At 71.0% G+C, this 14,605-nt stretch carries 14 protein-coding genes; 10 read left to right on the top strand and 4 right to left on the bottom strand.

The window, feature by feature from the left end; genetic code table 11:
* Positions 1–144 precede the first annotated feature (144 nt).
* Positions 145–1,416, top strand: a complete 1,272-nt coding sequence (locus ACPA54_RS06725; protein ID WP_423527740.1) for a phosphotransferase — start codon at positions 145–147, stop codon at positions 1,414–1,416.
* Positions 1,417–1,483: 67 nt separating this feature from the next.
* Complete coding sequence (locus ACPA54_RS06730; RefSeq protein WP_423527741.1) at positions 1,484–1,924, top strand: nuclear transport factor 2 family protein; 441 nt, start codon at positions 1,484–1,486, stop codon at positions 1,922–1,924.
* Between the two features lie 138 nt (positions 1,925–2,062).
* Here the strand turns inward: ACPA54_RS06730 and ACPA54_RS06735 are convergent, their stop codons facing one another.
* Positions 2,063–2,587, bottom strand: a complete 525-nt coding sequence (locus ACPA54_RS06735; RefSeq protein WP_423527742.1) for a MarR family winged helix-turn-helix transcriptional regulator — start codon at positions 2,585–2,587, stop codon at positions 2,063–2,065.
* Positions 2,588–2,776: 189 nt separating this feature from the next.
* On the opposite strand from ACPA54_RS06735, the gene ACPA54_RS06740 reads away from it, so the two are divergent.
* The 5 genes from ACPA54_RS06740 to ACPA54_RS06760 all read left to right on the top strand — a co-directional run bounded on the left by ACPA54_RS06740 (position 2,777) and on the right by ACPA54_RS06760 (position 7,368).
* Positions 2,777–3,589 carry an SDR family NAD(P)-dependent oxidoreductase gene (locus ACPA54_RS06740; protein ID WP_423527743.1) on the top strand — a complete coding sequence of 271 codons (813 nt, stop codon included), beginning with the start codon at positions 2,777–2,779 and terminating at the stop codon, positions 3,587–3,589.
* A 13-nt stretch (positions 3,590–3,602) separates the two neighbouring features.
* Entirely contained in the window at positions 3,603–4,130 is a 528-nt protein-coding gene (locus tag ACPA54_RS06745; protein WP_423527744.1) for a MarR family winged helix-turn-helix transcriptional regulator, read from the top strand.
* A 227-nt stretch (positions 4,131–4,357) separates the two neighbouring features.
* Entirely contained in the window at positions 4,358–5,158 is an 801-nt protein-coding gene (locus tag ACPA54_RS06750; protein WP_423527745.1) for an aldolase, read from the top strand.
* A 219-nt stretch (positions 5,159–5,377) separates the two neighbouring features.
* Positions 5,378–6,253, top strand: coding sequence for a haloalkane dehalogenase (locus tag ACPA54_RS06755; RefSeq protein ID WP_423527746.1), 876 nt, complete (start codon positions 5,378–5,380; stop codon positions 6,251–6,253).
* Entirely contained in the window at positions 6,250–7,368 is a 1,119-nt protein-coding gene (locus tag ACPA54_RS06760; RefSeq protein WP_423527747.1) for an RNA polymerase sigma factor, read from the top strand. The genes ACPA54_RS06755 and ACPA54_RS06760 overlap by 4 nt, the downstream gene beginning before the upstream one ends.
* A gap of 72 nt (positions 7,369–7,440) precedes the next feature.
* Here the strand turns inward: ACPA54_RS06760 and ACPA54_RS06765 are convergent, their stop codons facing one another.
* The 3 genes from ACPA54_RS06765 to ACPA54_RS06775 form a co-directional block, all read right to left on the bottom strand.
* The gene (locus ACPA54_RS06765) at positions 7,441–8,157 is read right to left on the bottom strand and encodes a hypothetical protein (RefSeq protein WP_423527748.1); all 717 of its coding nucleotides are present in this window, start codon (positions 8,155–8,157) and stop codon (positions 7,441–7,443) included.
* A 251-nt stretch (positions 8,158–8,408) separates the two neighbouring features.
* A complete protein-coding gene (locus ACPA54_RS06770; RefSeq protein WP_423527749.1) occupies positions 8,409–9,164 on the bottom strand; it encodes a response regulator in 756 nt (251 codons plus the stop codon).
* A complete protein-coding gene (locus ACPA54_RS06775) occupies positions 9,161–10,387 on the bottom strand; it encodes a sensor histidine kinase (protein WP_423527750.1) in 1,227 nt (408 codons plus the stop codon). Before ACPA54_RS06775 ends, ACPA54_RS06770 begins: the two co-directional genes overlap by 4 nt.
* Positions 10,388–10,901: 514 nt before the next feature.
* On the opposite strand from ACPA54_RS06775, the gene ACPA54_RS06780 reads away from it, so the two are divergent.
* Genes ACPA54_RS06780 through ACPA54_RS06790 form a run of 3 tightly spaced genes read left to right on the top strand, consistent with a single transcriptional unit; the run spans position 10,902 to position 14,312 of the window.
* Entirely contained in the window at positions 10,902–11,849 is a 948-nt protein-coding gene (locus ACPA54_RS06780) for an ABC transporter ATP-binding protein (protein ID WP_345676280.1), read from the top strand.
* A 1-nt stretch (position 11,850) separates the two neighbouring features.
* Positions 11,851–13,422: an ABC transporter permease subunit gene (locus ACPA54_RS06785; RefSeq protein WP_423527751.1), complete on the top strand. Its 1,572-nt coding sequence runs from the start codon at positions 11,851–11,853 to the stop codon at positions 13,420–13,422.
* Positions 13,423–13,427: 5 nt separating this feature from the next.
* A complete protein-coding gene (locus ACPA54_RS06790) occupies positions 13,428–14,312 on the top strand; it encodes an ABC transporter permease (RefSeq protein WP_423527752.1) in 885 nt (294 codons plus the stop codon).
* Positions 14,313–14,605: the final 293 nt, after the last annotated feature.

The raw sequence follows: 14,605 nt of genomic DNA on the forward strand, positions 1-14,605 counted from the left end.
GGGGGCGGCGCTTCGACCGGTTCGCGGGTGGCTCGATGCCTTGGCGGTCGGCCCCTCCCGTCCGAGATAGTTGCATGATTGACACAACAATGCTTGGGTGGCCGGGCTGCTTGGTGTGGGGTTTCGGGGTGCCGGGAGGGTGCGGTGGAAGAGCGGATTCGGGCGTGGTTGGAGAAGCATCTCGGGCGGGTCGACCGGCTCGAGCGGCAGGCGCGGTGGCGGCCGGTGTGGTTCGCCGACGTGACGCGGGGCGACGGGGCGCAGCTGCGCTTGTGCGTGCGCGGGGACCGGACCGACTATCCCGGGATCTACCCGCTCGAACACGAGATGCTCGTCCAGCGGTTGTTGAACGAGCGGGGCGTTCGGGTGCCCGCGGTGTACGGGTGGATCGACGATCCGCGCGCCTACGTCATGGACCGGGTGGACGGGCAGGTCGACTTCGCCGGGTGCACTGACGCGCAGCGCGATGCGGTGATGGACGACTATCTCGGCATCCTGGCGGAGATCCACGCGTTGGATCCGGCGCCGTTCGAGGCGGCCGGCGTGCAGGGCGACGGCATGGGCGGCTACGAGCGCTGGTACCGGTCGTCGAAGAAGCGGCCGGATCCGTTCCTGGAGTTCTGCCTCGGCTGGCTGCGGCGTCACCCGCTCGACATGCGGGGCCGCCGGTCGGTGGTGGTGTGGGACTCGGGCCAGTTCCACCACGACGGGCAGCGCATCACGGCCGTCCTCGATCTCGAACTCGCGCACATCGGCGATCCGTTGATGGACCTCGCCGCGTACCGCATGCGCGACACGATCATCGGCTACGGCGACTTCCGCCGCATGTACGCGAAGTACGAGGAGTTGTCGGGCACTCCGGTCGACTTGGAGGCCATCCAGCACCACCACTTCGCGTTCACGCTGTCGAATCAGCTGGCGTTCCATGCGGCGCTCGCCGACCCGCCTCCGGGGTCGGACTACATGACGAACCTGCAGTGGTGCCACGAGACGAACCTGTTCGCGGTCGAGGCGCTCGCCGAGTACCAGGGGGTCGAACTGGCGCCGGTGGAGCTGCCGGAGGCCGAGGTGTCCGCGGCGGCGGTGCCCGGGCGGCACCTGGTCGAGTCGCTGCGGTCGGGCGACTACGAGCAGCGGCGGTTGTTCCGGCTGGCGCGGCACATCCGGCGGGTCGACGAGATCGGCCGCGCGTGTGCCGAGGCGGATCTCGACGATCTGGTGCCGCTCCTGGGCCGGCGGCCGCGCACGTGGCAGGAAGGCGACGCGGCCTTGGAGGAGTTCGTGCTGGCCGACGACGGCCGGTCGGACGAAGCGCTGGTGCCGCTGTTCCACCGCCGCTTGTGGCGTGCGCACCAGATGCTGGGCCCGGCGGGCTCCGCGATGACGACGCATCACGCGTTGCAGCCGCTGGAGTGACGGGTTCGCGATTCAAAAACAGCTTTCCACAAAGCTGTCTGGACGACTCGGGATGGGTGGTGCGGGAATGACGGATCGGGACAAGCGCGCGCAGACGGTCGCCGACTTCTGGCGCGGCGTCGACAGCCACGACTGGGACTTGGTGGCGTCCACGCTGGCCGACGACTTCGTGCGGATCGGGATGCGCGACAACGAGGAGGACACCTGCCGGGGCAAGGACGCGTACATCGCGTTCGTGTCCGGCGTGATCGGGCGTACGCAGACCCACGAACTCCAGTCGCGCTTCACGTTTTTGAGCGAGGACGGGCGCTTCGCGTTCAACGAGGCCGTCGAGATCATCACGTACGCGCCGGGCGAGGAGCCGCTGGCGATGCGGTTCGCGAACTACCTGGAGCTCAACGACGCCGGGCTGATCTGCAAGCTCGACATCTTCTGGAAGACGCCGCCGACGATGCCGCCGGACTGGATCACGGTGGAGTCGGTCATCGGCGAGAAGGGCGATGCCTGACGCAAGCCGCTGAGGGTGCCGCGGGAACGCGGTGCTGCGGCGCGTGCGGAGATGTGCGGTTCGGGCGGTGCGGTCGGCCTTGCGGGGTCGGCGGCACCGCCCGACGGCGTTTTCGGGGCGTACGCGGGGAAGCGCGCGTCAGCGGCCGTCGGCCATCGCGGTGAGGGCGCGGGCGAGGTCGTCGAGGAGCTGCGGGATGCGGTCGCGGTCGGCGGAGTCCCAGTCGGCGGTGGCGTTGCCGAGGAGGCGGGCCCACGCGTCCCAGATGCGGCGCAGCGTGCGGGTGCCCTTCGGGGTGAGTTCGAGGGTCGCGGCGCGGGCGTCCTGCGGGTCGGGGATGCGCCGGACCAGGCCGGCGGCGACCAGGTCGGTCACCTGGCGGCTGAGGGTGGTGCGGCCGACTTCCATCTGGTCGGCGAGGTCGCCGAGGCGGATCGGCTGGAAGTCGCCGATACGGGTGAGCGCGAGCACCAAGTGCGCGGGGACGTCCGCGCGGGCTTCCTTGCCGACGCGGTCGAGCAGGCGGTCGTCGCGGGCGGCGCGGACCAGGTCGCGCAGCGGCGGGATGAGGACGGCCAGCCAGGCGGTGTCGTCCGGGCGGCCGGCGCCGGCCGGGTCGGCGTCCGCGTCCTCGGCCGGACGTGCGGTCTTCGGGTCTGCCATCGCCTGCCTTCGCCTTGCCTCTGCGTCGGATGGTGATCGTAGCCGCCGAGGCGGGGCCGACAGGGAGCGGTGCCACCGCCGAACAGACCCATTGACTTTGTCAACCATTCTCGGATAGTTACGTCAGGTACATATTTCGAAGCCGTTCGAGGACCCTCGGGCAGTTCGAGGCAAGGGAGCACCGCCGCCATGACAGGACGTCTGGACGGCCGCGTCGCGGTCGTCACCGGATCGGGTGCGGGCATCGGCAAGGGCATCGCACGCCGGTTCGCCCGCGAAGGATGCCGCGTCGTCGTCAACGACATCCGCGAGGCACCCGCCCGCGACACCGCCCGCGCGCTCGAAGCCGAGTTCGGCGTCGCGACGCTGGTCCGGGTCGGCGACGTCACCGACCGGGAGTTCGCGACCAGCCTGGTCGCCGACACCGTCACCGAGTGGGGACGCATCGACGTCCTGGTCAACAACGCCTGGGGCGGCGGCCGCGTCAACCGGCTGGAGAACAAGACCGACGCGCAGATCGACCACGGCCTCACCATGGCCCTGTGGGCGGGACGCTGGACCATGCAGGCCGCGTTCGCCCCGATGCGGGACGCAGGCGGCGGGTCGATCATCAACATCTGCTCGCTCAACGGCGTCAACGCGCACATGTACACGGCCGAGTACAACGTCGGCAAGGAAGCCCTGCGCGCCTACACACGCTCGGCCGCCCGCGAATGGGCCCAGCACCAGATCCGCGCCAACGTCATCTGCCCGGGCGCCAAGACCGAAGCGTTCGCGGCCTACGCCGCGGCCAACCCGGAGCAGGCGGCGGCCGCCGAAGCGATGAACCCCATGGGGCGCATGGGCGACCCCGAGTCCGACATCGGCGGCGTGGCATTGTTCCTCGCCTCCGACGACTCCCGCTACGTCACCGGCAACACCCTGTTCGTCGACGGCGGCGGCGCCATCAACGGAGTGGTGTGGCAGCCTGTCCCGGAAGAAGACCTGGCAGCACAAGACTGAAGGGCGGGGGACGTTGGCGGCACGGGCTTCGGGAACGGAAGCACGGGACGGTGACACGGCCACGTCCGCGGGCACTGCCGCGGCAGCGGGCGGGCTCGGGGCCACGTTCGGCGACGAACCCGCCGACCCGGTCGCGGTGTTCTTCGAAGCGTTCGGCGAGGCGTCGCGGCGGATGGCCTACAGCCGCATCGAACAACGCCTCGCCGATCGGCACGGCCTCGACCTGCTGGCCTTCCGCCTGATGCTGCACCTGCGGCGGGAGGGCAGCCGGGTCGGCGACCTGGCGCACAGCGTCGTCGCACACGCCTCGCACACGTCGCGCGCCCTCGCCGTCCTCCAGACCCGCGGGTGGATCACGCGCACCGCAACCCGCGCGGACCGCCGCGTGGTCATCGTCCGCCCGACCGCACCCGGGTGGAACGCCTGCGTCGCCATCCGCACCGAACTGCGCGGCGCCTTGGCGGAACGCGTCCACGACTGGACACCCGACGAACTCCGGACCGCTGCGGCGGCGATGCGGAGGTTGGCGGAGGCACTGTAGGCGGGGTGGGGGCCTGGGACGTCGTCAGCGCCACGGGTGACGTGGGCTGCTTGGCCTACTTGGGGCTACTTGGGCTGCTTGGGCTTCTCGGGCGGCGAAACCACACGGCGCTGCTGGCCCCGCCTGTCATACAGTCCTCCTTGTTTCCGGGCCGCGCCGGGTGGCCGGGGCCCGGCCGGCAGCAGACCGGGACGCCGGAAGTCCCGGCGCCCGCAGGGGGAGACACGATGGCGAACTCACTCGACGATCCCAAACACGTCCTCGTCGACCGTGCCGCACGCCGCATGGCCGAGGAGTTCGGCGACAGCAACCTGACCGTCCGCCAGAAGCTCGCCCTCACGTGCCGCGTCCTGTTCGACGCCGGACACGACTCCGGCCTCGCCGGCCAGATCACCGCACGCGGCAACCGCCCCGGCACCTACTACACCCAACGCCTCGGCTACGGCTTCGACGAAGTCACCGACGACAACCTCCTCCTCGTCGACGAAGACCTCCAAGTCCTCGAAGGCGACGGGATGCCCAACCCGGCCAACCGCTTCCACTCGTGGATCTACCGGGCCCGCGAAGACGTCACCTGCATCGTGCACACCCACCCGCTGCACGCCGCCTCCCTCGCCATGCTCGAGGTCCAGCTGGTCGTGTCGCAAATGGACACCACGCCGCTGTACGACGACTGCGCGTTCCTCCCCACCTGGCCCGGCATCCCCGTCGGCAACGAAGAAGGCGAAATCATCAGCGCCGCGCTCGGCGACAAACGCGCCGTCCTGCTGGCCCACCACGGCCAACTCGTCGCCGGGCGCACCGTCGAAGAAGCCTGCAACCTCGCCGTCCTCATCGAACGCGCCGCCCGCATGCAACTCCTCGCCATGTCCGCCGGCACCATCAAGCCCCTGCCGGACGACCTCGCGCGCGAGGCACACGACTGGACATCCACACCGCAGCGCCACCGGGCAACGTTCGCCTACTACGCGCGCCGTGCACTGCGCCGCCACCCCGACTGCGTGACACCCGGGACCGTGATCGGCTGATCGGCTGATCGTCGGCGCGGCCGGTCGGGGCATGCCCGCGCCTGTGCGCGGCACGGCGGGCACGTGAGCGTACCCCGGGCAGCCCCGACCCGTCCGCCCCCACACACGACACGAAAATTCGTTCCACAGTCCGGTCACACCGGGCCGTCGGGACCTGTCCAATCCTTTGTCGGTCGGAACACGGCGCCGCAAGCACCGTCACGGCACTGGGAGGACACCATGGAACAGCACGACGCTCTCACCACCACCACGGTCCTGGACTCGTGGATGACGCACCGCTCGGCAGGCACCTCGGGACCGACGGTGGTGTTCCTGCACGGGAACCCCACCTCGTCCCACCTGTGGCGGACCACGCTCCCCCACGTCGCCCGCGAGGCCCGCTGCCTCGCCCCGGACCTCATCGGCATGGGCGACTCCGGCAAGCCGGACTCCGCGTACCGCTTCGCCGACCACGCCCGCTACCTGGCGGCGTGGCTGGACACCGTCGTCCCGGACGGACCGCTGGTGCTCGTCGGGCACGACTGGGGCGGCGCGCTGGCGCAGGACTGGGCGGCCCGGCACGGCGCGGACCGCGTCCGCGGCATCGCCCTCGTCGAGACCTTCCTGCGCCCGGTGGACTCGGCGGAAATGACCCCCGTCGCCCTCGACTTCTTCCGTGCGGCACGCACCCCGGGAATCGGCGAGGACATGATCCTCAACCAGAATCTCTTCATCGAAGGCAACCTGCGGCGCCTGGTCCCCGACATCACCGAAGCCGACCTCGACGTCTACCGCGCAACCTGCCCCGACCCGGACTCCCGCCGCCCGATGCTGCAGTGGGCCCGCGAATTCCCCCTGGACGGCGCACCGGCGGACGTGACCGAGCGCGTCACGGCCTACGGCCGCTGGATGCGCGACTCGGCGGACGTGCCGAAACTGCTCATGACCGTCACCCCCGAAGTCGGCCTCGGCTCCCCCGCCGCCATCGCCTGGGCCCGCGACAACGCCGCCAACCTCCGGACCGAAGACGTCGGCGAAGCCGGCCACCATGCCCCGGAACAGGTCGGCCCCCGGATCGGCGCCGCGGTCGCCCGCTGGCTCAAGGAGACCGCATGAACGACGCCGACCTCGCCCTCGCCACCCGCGCCGTCGACGGCGACCAGGCCGCACTCACCGAGATCGTCAAACGTGTCCAGGACCCCGTCTACCGCCTGGCCCTGCGCATGACCGGCCGACCACCCGACGCCGAGGACGCCGTGCAGGAGATCCTCATCCGGATCCTCACCCGCCTGAGCACCTTCCACGGCGAAGCCGCCCTCCTCACCTGGGCCTACCGCATCGCCGTCAACCACCTGGTGAACCACGGCAAACGCCCGCACCGCGAACTCCTCACGTTCGACACCTACCGCCAAGACCTCCTCGACGGCCTGGCCACCCCCGCCTACGAAGGCCCCGACGGCGACCTCCTCGCCGAGGAGATCCGCCTGCTCTGCACCCAGGCCCTCCTCCAATGCCTCGACGAACCCGGCCGCCTCGCCTACGTCCTCGGCGACATCATCGGCCTGACCGGCACCGAAGCCGCCTGGGTACTCGCCACCACCCCCGCCACCTACCGCAAACGCCTGGAACGCGCCCGCCGCCAAGTCCGCAACGCCATGCGCGACCGCTGCGGCCTCCTGAACGCGGCAGCACCGTGCCAGTGCGGCCGCCGCGTGACGTACGCGCTGGCAAAAGGACGCATCGGGGAAAGCGGGCCGGTGTATGCGAGACATCCGACGGTGGGTGGGGGTGAGGACGCGGGCCGGAACGGCCAACCGCCGGGGAGCGGGCCGCGGGGAGGTACCAGGGCCGAGACCCGGACCGGGGCCGGGGCCAGGTCTGGGTCTGGGTCTGGGTCTGGAGCCGGGTCTGGGTCTGGAGCTGGGTCTGGGTCTGGAGCCGGGTCTGGAGCCGGGCATGCGACAGACACCCGACCAGGCAGGGAAATCTCCCACCCGGAAGATCCTCGGCCTCGGCCTCGGCCTCGGCCTCCGACCGGCGCGGAAGCTGCACACCGTCGGGCGGAAACCGAGCACACCGCCGCCGGCATCGCCCACCTCCGAGACGTGGGCGAACTGCTGCGCAGCCACCCGCTGTACGCGGCACCACAGGACCGGGTGGACGCGGTCCTGGCCCTGGCCCGGTCCGGCGACTACACGGGATTGCTGCCGGACACCACCGACGGCCCCTAAGCCCCCGCCTGTTTCCCGTCCGCCGCTGTGTCTGCGTTCCCCCGTCCGCACTCCGCCGACCGGGTCGTGCCATCAACGCGCCACGACCCGGTCGGCGACCGAGAACCCCGTCCCGCAGTCGGGACAGTCCCCCTCGCCGAACAAATACGTCAGCCCACGCGCCACGCGGTGTTGTCCATCGCGCACCGCACGCACATACAAGCGCTCGGCCAAGCCCGCCAACTCCCCCGGCACCGACGGGCGGAGGGGCGTCGTCGCCACCTCGCGCAGCGCACAGTCGCCGCTGGCCGCAAAGCACGCGTCGTCACGCAACACGATGAAGAGGTCGACGCCGCAATGCGGGCAGTCGACTTCGTACTCCCCCGCGTTCAGCCCCTCAAGGCAGCGGTCCCACCTCTCGACCCCCTCGAAGGCCAGGAGGCACTGCACCAGCTCGACGTAGCTGTCCGCGCTTTGCTTTTCCCGAAGCAACTCGTCAACCAGTCGATGCAGCACCGCAATAGGGGCCGTGAAGACCTCGAACACGTCATCACCGCTCACCGCGCAGGCCACGATCGCTCCAGCCGCCTGCACCACGTACCTGCGTTCCTCCCCGCGACGACCGGACGCAAGCGCGGCAAGCCGAGGCAACGCAGCAAAGCTCGCGGAGAAGGCGGTGTCCAGCTGCGGACACAGGTGATCCATCAACTCCGACCAGCGGCCACACACATCGGCCTCGAACCGGTCCAACACCGCGGGGACATGCCCTGCCGACCCACACGCGTCCGCGAGCATCGACCAATCCGTCATGGCCCGATCCTCCACCCGCCGCGCCTCGCACGAGCGGACCACCCCGAGCGCCGAAATCCGTTGCGCCACACGAGACCTCACGTTGGACAGGGGCGCAGCTCGCGGATCGGTCGATCGCGGATCGGTCGAGTTCCCCGTCCTCCAGGTTGCTCAATTCTTGCTTCTGTATGGCCACCATGGCTGGGGCCCGTTACTCGCTGCCCTTGCTCGGGTCACCACGGCGGGCCCGCGACCCTGCGCCGTCGGCCCGCTCACGGCCCAAGTCCTCCCGCCCCTGGGGTGATCAATCCCGACTCGTACGCGGCCACCACGGCCTGGGTCCGGTCCCGGAGGCCGAGTTTGGCGAGGAGGCGGCTGACGTGGGTTTTCACCGTCTCCTCGGTGACGCACAGGCGGGTGGCGATCTCCGGGTTGGAGCGGCCCGTCGCGAGTTGCCGGAGGACTTCGGTTTCGCGCGGGGTGAGTGCGGCGAGTTCGGGTGGTGTGCCTCCCTCGGCGCGAGGACGCATGCGGGCGAACTGGCCGATCAGGCGGCGGGTGACCGTCGGTGCCAGGAGAGCCTCCCCCGCGGCGACCACCCGGACGGCGTCGAAGAGGCGTTCCGCGGTGACGTCTTTGAGCAGGAAGCCGCTGGCGCCTGCGGCCAGCGCGTCGTAGACGTGTTCGTCGAGATCGAAGGTGGTCAGGATCAGTACGCGGGGCCCCGACCGGCCCGCAGCACCGTCCGCGCCGTCTGCGCCGTCTGCGCCGTCCGCGCCCGCCGCTGCCGCAGACCGCGCGGACAGGATGCGCTCGGTCGCGGCGATGCCGTCCAAGCCGGGCATGCGGACGTCCATCAAGACGACGTCCGGCGCCTGGTCGGCGCAGAGCTGTACCGCTGCCGCTCCGTCGGCCGCCGTGCCGACCACGTCGAAGTCCGCCTGGGTCGCCAGCAGTCCGGCAAAGCCCGCGCGCACCACTTCGTGGTCGTCGACCACCACGATCCGGATCGCTGTGTCCGTACTCACCCCGCCCCCTTGTCCGGCACCGGAAGCGTAGCCTCCACGACAAATCCTCCCCCGGCCGCCGCACCGGCTTGGAAGGTGCCGCCGACCATGGCGGCGCGCTCCCGCATGCCGACCAGGCCGTGCCCGGCGGCGGGGTCCTGGGCCGAGAGCTGGAGGCTGCCGGTGGTGTCCTCGCCCGGGCCGGGACCGTTGTCGCGGATGCGCAGGAGCACCCGCTCGGCGGTGTAGGTCAGTTCGACGTCGACGGCGGCTCCCGGGGCGTGGCGGCGGGCGTTGGTGAGGGCTTCCTGCACGATGCGGTAGGCGGTGAGTTCGATGCCGGGGTCCAGGGATACGACGTGGCCGCGGACGATGAGCCGGGTGGCTGCGCCGGCCGCGTCGCGGGCGTCGTCGACCAGGTCGACGAGCTGGTCGAGGGCGGGTTGCGGGGCACGGCCGCTGCCCGTTCCGGCGTCTTCGCGGAGGACACCGAGCAGGCGGCGCATTTCGGTGAGGGCCGCGCGTGCGGTGTCGCCGATGGCCAGGAACCGCTTGCCGCCTTCGGGCGGCAGCCCGGCCGTGGTCAGGCGCGCGGTTTCGGCTTGCACGGAGATCATCGAGATGTGGTGGGCGACGACGTCGTGGAGTTCGCGGGCGATGCGTGCGCGCTCGCCGCGCGCGGCATGCTCGTGCAGCGTGTCGGCGATGGCTTGCGCCGCGGCGCTGTACTCCCGTGCCTTCACTTGGGCCCGGCGCGCGGTGCCGGCCCCCGCGACGACGCAGACGCACGACGCCATCACGACGGCGCGGATGCGTTCGCCGACGTCCGCATCGACCGCGGCGGCGATCGCGAACCCGACGAACACCGGCACCGGCACGATCGCCAGGACCCGCGACGCGTGGCGTCCCGCGTGGTAAAGGACGAGCAGCTGGGCGGCGATCCCGGCGGCCGTCGGCCCGTCGAAGATCGCGAACGCCAGGACGTTCGTCGTGGTGACCAGCACCGTCGCGGACACCGGCGAAGCGCGCAGCAAGCCGGCCGGCAACGTCGCGCTCACCGCGAGGAGGAGACCGAACACCCGGTCGGAGGCGAGGCCGCCCACCGGGACATAGCCGCGGCTGTTCCAGCGGACCGTGAACTCGACCACGGCCGCCGCCACGAGAAGGACCGCGGCGACGGCGGGGCCGTCCGCGACGGTCCACCAGCGCACGAAGCGCGGGTGGCGCAGGCGCGATCGGTCCACGCCCCGGCGACTGCGCGGGGAGGTCCCCGCGGGTGGGGATGTCGTGGGGAATGTCGTGCGGGATGTCGTGCGGAATGTGGTGGGGGACGTCGTGAAGGCTGCTGCGGTTGCGGTCGTCGGGTCCGGCGTCCGCTCGGATGACGTCGTCGACGCGTCCGGCGGCACCAAGTCGGGTGACATTGCGGTTTCCTCCTCTCTTGTCCGGGCCGTCTCGCCTGCACCGGAGTCGCAGCCGGTGTAGATGTCGGTGTCTGTGTCGGTCTGTGTGTCGGTATGTGTGTCGGTGTCGATATCGGTGCCGGGTGGGGTCTCGTGCGGGGGTCTCGTGCGGCTTTTCGGTGGGGAGCGGCCATTCTTTCGGGACGGCAACGCGACCGTCGTCACCCCTGGGAGAGAACTTTCCTGTCCCTCGTGTGAGCTACGACCCCGGCCGAACGTCACTCGCGCCCGCGACGCAAAAGACTGCTCTCCCGCGTGACGACCCGGACCCCTCCGAATTCCTAATCTCGCTGCCATGGACACGACCATCGAAGTCTCCGGGCTGCACAAGCGGTTCGGCCAGACCCCCGCAGTGGACGGGCTCTCGTTCACCGCACGCCCAGGCCACGTCACGGGTTTCGTCGGGCCGAACGGCGCCGGCAAGTCGACGACCATGCGCATGCTCGTCGGGCTCGACCTGCCCGACAGCGGACACGCACACATCGGCGGACGCCCGTACCGCGCGCTGCGCACTCCCTTGTACGAGGTGGGTGCACTGCTCGATGCGGGTGCGATCCATCCGAACCGGCGCGGCCGCGACCATCTTCTCTGGCTCGCGCATTCGCACGGCCTATCCGCTCGACGAGTCGACGAACTCCTCGAACTGGTAGGGCTCGCGTCGGCCGGGCGACGGCGCGCCGGCGGCTACTCGCTCGGCATGCGGCAGCGCCTGGGCATCGCCACGGCCCTGCTCGGCGACCCGCCGGTACTACTCCTCGACGAGCCGGTCAACGGGCTCGATCCGGAGGGGATCCGGTGGATACGCGGGCTGCTCCGTTCCCTCGCCGCCGAGGGGCGCACCGTGCTGATCTCCAGCCACCTCATGAGCGAACTGGAGGACAGCGCGGACCACCTCGTCGTGGTCGGGCGCGGGCGCCTGGTCGCGGAAACCGGTGTCGCGGAGCTGCTGGCCGCTGCCTCCGGAAACCGCGTCGCGGTCCGCACCGAAGCACGCGTCCAGGCGATCGCCGTCCTGACCGGCGAGGGCGCCGCGGTGGCCGCCACCGGGCGGGACACGCTGACCGTCACCGACCTGCCGGCCGAACGCGTCATCGCGCTGCTCACCACGCACACCATCCCGTTCTCCGAGGTCAGCGCCCATCGGGCGACCCTCGAAGAGGCCTATATGGAACTCACCCGCGACAGCACCGAGTTCCACGCCGCCGGGGACTCCGCCCTGGCCCACCACCCGGGGGAAGACTGACATGAGCACTACCGAAACGACCGCATCGCCGCATCCCCAGCCGACCGGCTACACATCGACGCTGCCCCGCGGCCGCGACGGATTCCGGCAGCTGCTGCACGCCGAGTGGACAAAGCTGCGCACCGTGCGACGCTGGTCGCTGACGCTGCTCGGCGCCGTGCTGGCGACGATCCTGGCCTCCCTGCTCAGCGCCCAGGGCAACCGGACCGCGGGCGGCGAGGACACGATCGCCGTCTCCGCCGACGGCACCACGGTGCGCGACAACTTCCGGTTCGTCCACCAGTCGCTCACCGGCGACGGATCCGTGACCGTGCGCCTCGCCGGCATCGTTCCGGCACCCGGCCGGAATGCCGACCGGCCGCCGGTCCTGTCCCCCTGGTCCAAGGCCGGGCTGATCGCCAAAGCCTCCACCGTGCCCGGCACGGGATATGCGGCCATCATGCTCACCCCGGGGCACGGCGTCCGCTTCCAACACGACTTCACCGGCGACACCGCGGGCAGTTCGGCCGGCGCGGCCACCCCGCGCTGGCTGCGCCTGACCCGCACGGGCGCGCTGCTCACGGGATACGAGTCGACCGACGGCGCGACCTGGCACAAGGTCGGTTCGGCAAAGCCGGCCGGGCTGTCCGACACCATCGAGGTCGGCATGTTCACCACATCCCCGGAAGCCGTCACCACGAACCGCTCGTTCTCGTCCACCGAGGTCAGCGGCGAACTCAGCATGGCCACGGCCACCTTCGACCACTACACCGCGGACGGCAGGGTCACCGGCACGCTGCGCCCCGACGACGTCCGACGCGCTGCACCCTCCCCCAACGGCCCGTTCCCCGGTATGCCGTCGAACACGTCGACTGCGGACAACGGCACGTACACCATCACGGCCGCCGGCGACATCGCCCCGCTCGAGCCGGATACGGACCCGGTCCGGCAAGGTCTCCGCGGCACGATGACCGGGCTCATACCGCTGGCCGCGCTCGGCGTCCTGTTCATCACCGCCGAGTTCCGCCGGGGCATGATCCGCACGACCTTCACCGCCAGCCCCCGGCGCGGGCGCGTGCTCGCCGCAAAGGCGGTGGTCCTGAGCGCCGTCACCTTCGCGGCCGGGCTCCTGGCGGCCCTGGTGTCCTTCGGCATCACCCGCGGCATCCTCCGCGACAACGGCTTCAGGCCGCCCATGTTCCCCAAGGCCGAGTGGTCCGACGGTTCGGTGCTGCGCGCCCTGGTGGGCACCGGCGTTCTGATGGCCCTGGTCACGGTCTGCGCTCTCGCGGTGGGGACGCTCCTGCGCAACACTGCGGCAGGCATCGCCGTGGTCGTCGTGGTCATGGTGCTGCCGCAGATCCTGATCTCGGGACTCCCGCTGGGCGCTGCCCGGTTCGTCGTCCAGTCCACGCCGATGGCCGGGTTCTCCATCCAGAACACCACGGACCAGGTGCCACAGGTCGACAACGTCTGCCTTCCCGAGGAGGGGTGCTACACCTACAGCCCCTACGCCGGCCTCGGCGTGCTCGCGGCCTACACCGCCGTCCTGCTCGCCCTCGCCATCTGGCAGTTGCGGCGACGGAAGGTGTGACCCCCATGCCCTCACCCATCACCGAGCGCTCCCCCGCCCGTCGGCCCCGGGCCGCCATCCCCCGGGCGCCCGACCACACCCGCCGCGGCCAACGCCCGCTCCGCCTCTTCCCCGCGGCCCTCCACGCCGAGTGGACCAAGCTCCGCACCCTCAGCAGCACCTGGTGGCTCCTCGCCGCCATCACCGCAGCCACCGTGGCCGCGGGGGCGGCGGCAACCGGTGCCCTATCGGCCGAACACTGCCCTCCTCCGGGCACCTGCGACCCGGATCAGGTCCGCACCGCACTCACCGGCCTCTGGATCGGCCAAGCCATCGTGGCCGTCCTCGCTGTACTGACGGCCTGCAACGAATACGCCACCGGCACCATCCACACAACCCTCACCGCCATGCCCGACCGCCTCCGGGTCCTGGCCGCAAAAGCAGTGCTCCTCGCCGGCATCACCACAGCGACCGCCGTACCGGCCGTCGGCGGATCACTCCTCACCGCCCGATTCATGCTGCCCACCCGCGGTGACAAGCTCGCCCACCCCGGCATTTCCCTCACCGACGGCGCAACAGCCCGCGCCGCCATCGGCGGAGTCCTCTACCTGGTCGCAATCGCCCTGCTCAGCCTCGGACTGGCGCTCCTCCTCCGCGACACCGCAGGCGCCACCACCACCTCACTGGGCCTGCTGTACGTCTTCCCTCTGCTCGCCGGCTTCGTCAACAGCCCCACCTGGCAGGACAACATCCGCAAGCTCGGCCCCGCCTCCGCCGGCCAATCGATCACCGCCACACACCACCTCGACACCCTCTCCATAGCCCCCTGGCCAGGCCTGGGCGTCCTGGCCTTGTACGCAGCCGCCGCCCTCACCTGTGGCAGCATCGCCCTCTGCCGCAGGGACGCGTGAAGCGCCACCGGTCGACGAGTCCGTCCGGCAGGGCACACCGCCCGAGGCTCGGACGGCTCCTCCTACGAGAACAGCGAGGGTGCAGGCGGGGTGCAGGCCTACGGCGTCGGCCCTCAGAGGTGAGGGTGACTCTGTCACCAAACGGCCCGTCACCGACCGGCCCGTCACCGAGCCGAACCGCCAGGAGCAGCGGCTCGGCGTACGTCGACGGCCAGGATTCCTCGTCATCGCGACCGTTCCACAAGTGGAAGAACACCATGGGTTCCTCCAGGACTGGCCCGACCCGAACACGT

Origin of the sequence: Uniformispora flossi (assembly GCF_049534875.1) — a bacterium.
Lineage (GTDB): Bacteria > Actinomycetota > Actinomycetes > Streptomycetales > Streptomycetaceae > Yinghuangia > Yinghuangia aomiensis.

Excerpts from the sequence above, each read along its gene's own strand:
- ACPA54_RS06785 (WP_423527751.1), top strand. The coding sequence starts at position 11,851 with ATGAGCACTACCGAAACGACCGCATCGCCGCATCCCCAGCCGACCGGC.
- ACPA54_RS06750 (WP_423527745.1), top strand. The coding sequence starts at position 4,358 with ATGGCGAACTCACTCGACGATCCCAAACACGTCCTCGTCGACCGTGCC.
- ACPA54_RS06765 (WP_423527748.1), bottom strand. The coding sequence starts at position 8,157 with ATGACGGATTGGTCGATGCTCGCGGACGCGTGTGGGTCGGCAGGGCAT.
- ACPA54_RS06760 (WP_423527747.1), top strand. The coding sequence starts at position 6,250 with ATGAACGACGCCGACCTCGCCCTCGCCACCCGCGCCGTCGACGGCGAC.
- ACPA54_RS06730 (WP_423527741.1), top strand. The coding sequence starts at position 1,484 with ATGACGGATCGGGACAAGCGCGCGCAGACGGTCGCCGACTTCTGGCGC.
- ACPA54_RS06755 (WP_423527746.1), top strand. The coding sequence starts at position 5,378 with ATGGAACAGCACGACGCTCTCACCACCACCACGGTCCTGGACTCGTGG.
- ACPA54_RS06740 (WP_423527743.1), top strand. The coding sequence starts at position 2,777 with ATGACAGGACGTCTGGACGGCCGCGTCGCGGTCGTCACCGGATCGGGT.
- ACPA54_RS06735 (WP_423527742.1), bottom strand. The coding sequence starts at position 2,587 with ATGGCAGACCCGAAGACCGCACGTCCGGCCGAGGACGCGGACGCCGAC.
- ACPA54_RS06780 (WP_345676280.1), top strand. The coding sequence starts at position 10,902 with ATGGACACGACCATCGAAGTCTCCGGGCTGCACAAGCGGTTCGGCCAG.
- ACPA54_RS06790 (WP_423527752.1), top strand. The coding sequence starts at position 13,428 with ATGCCCTCACCCATCACCGAGCGCTCCCCCGCCCGTCGGCCCCGGGCC.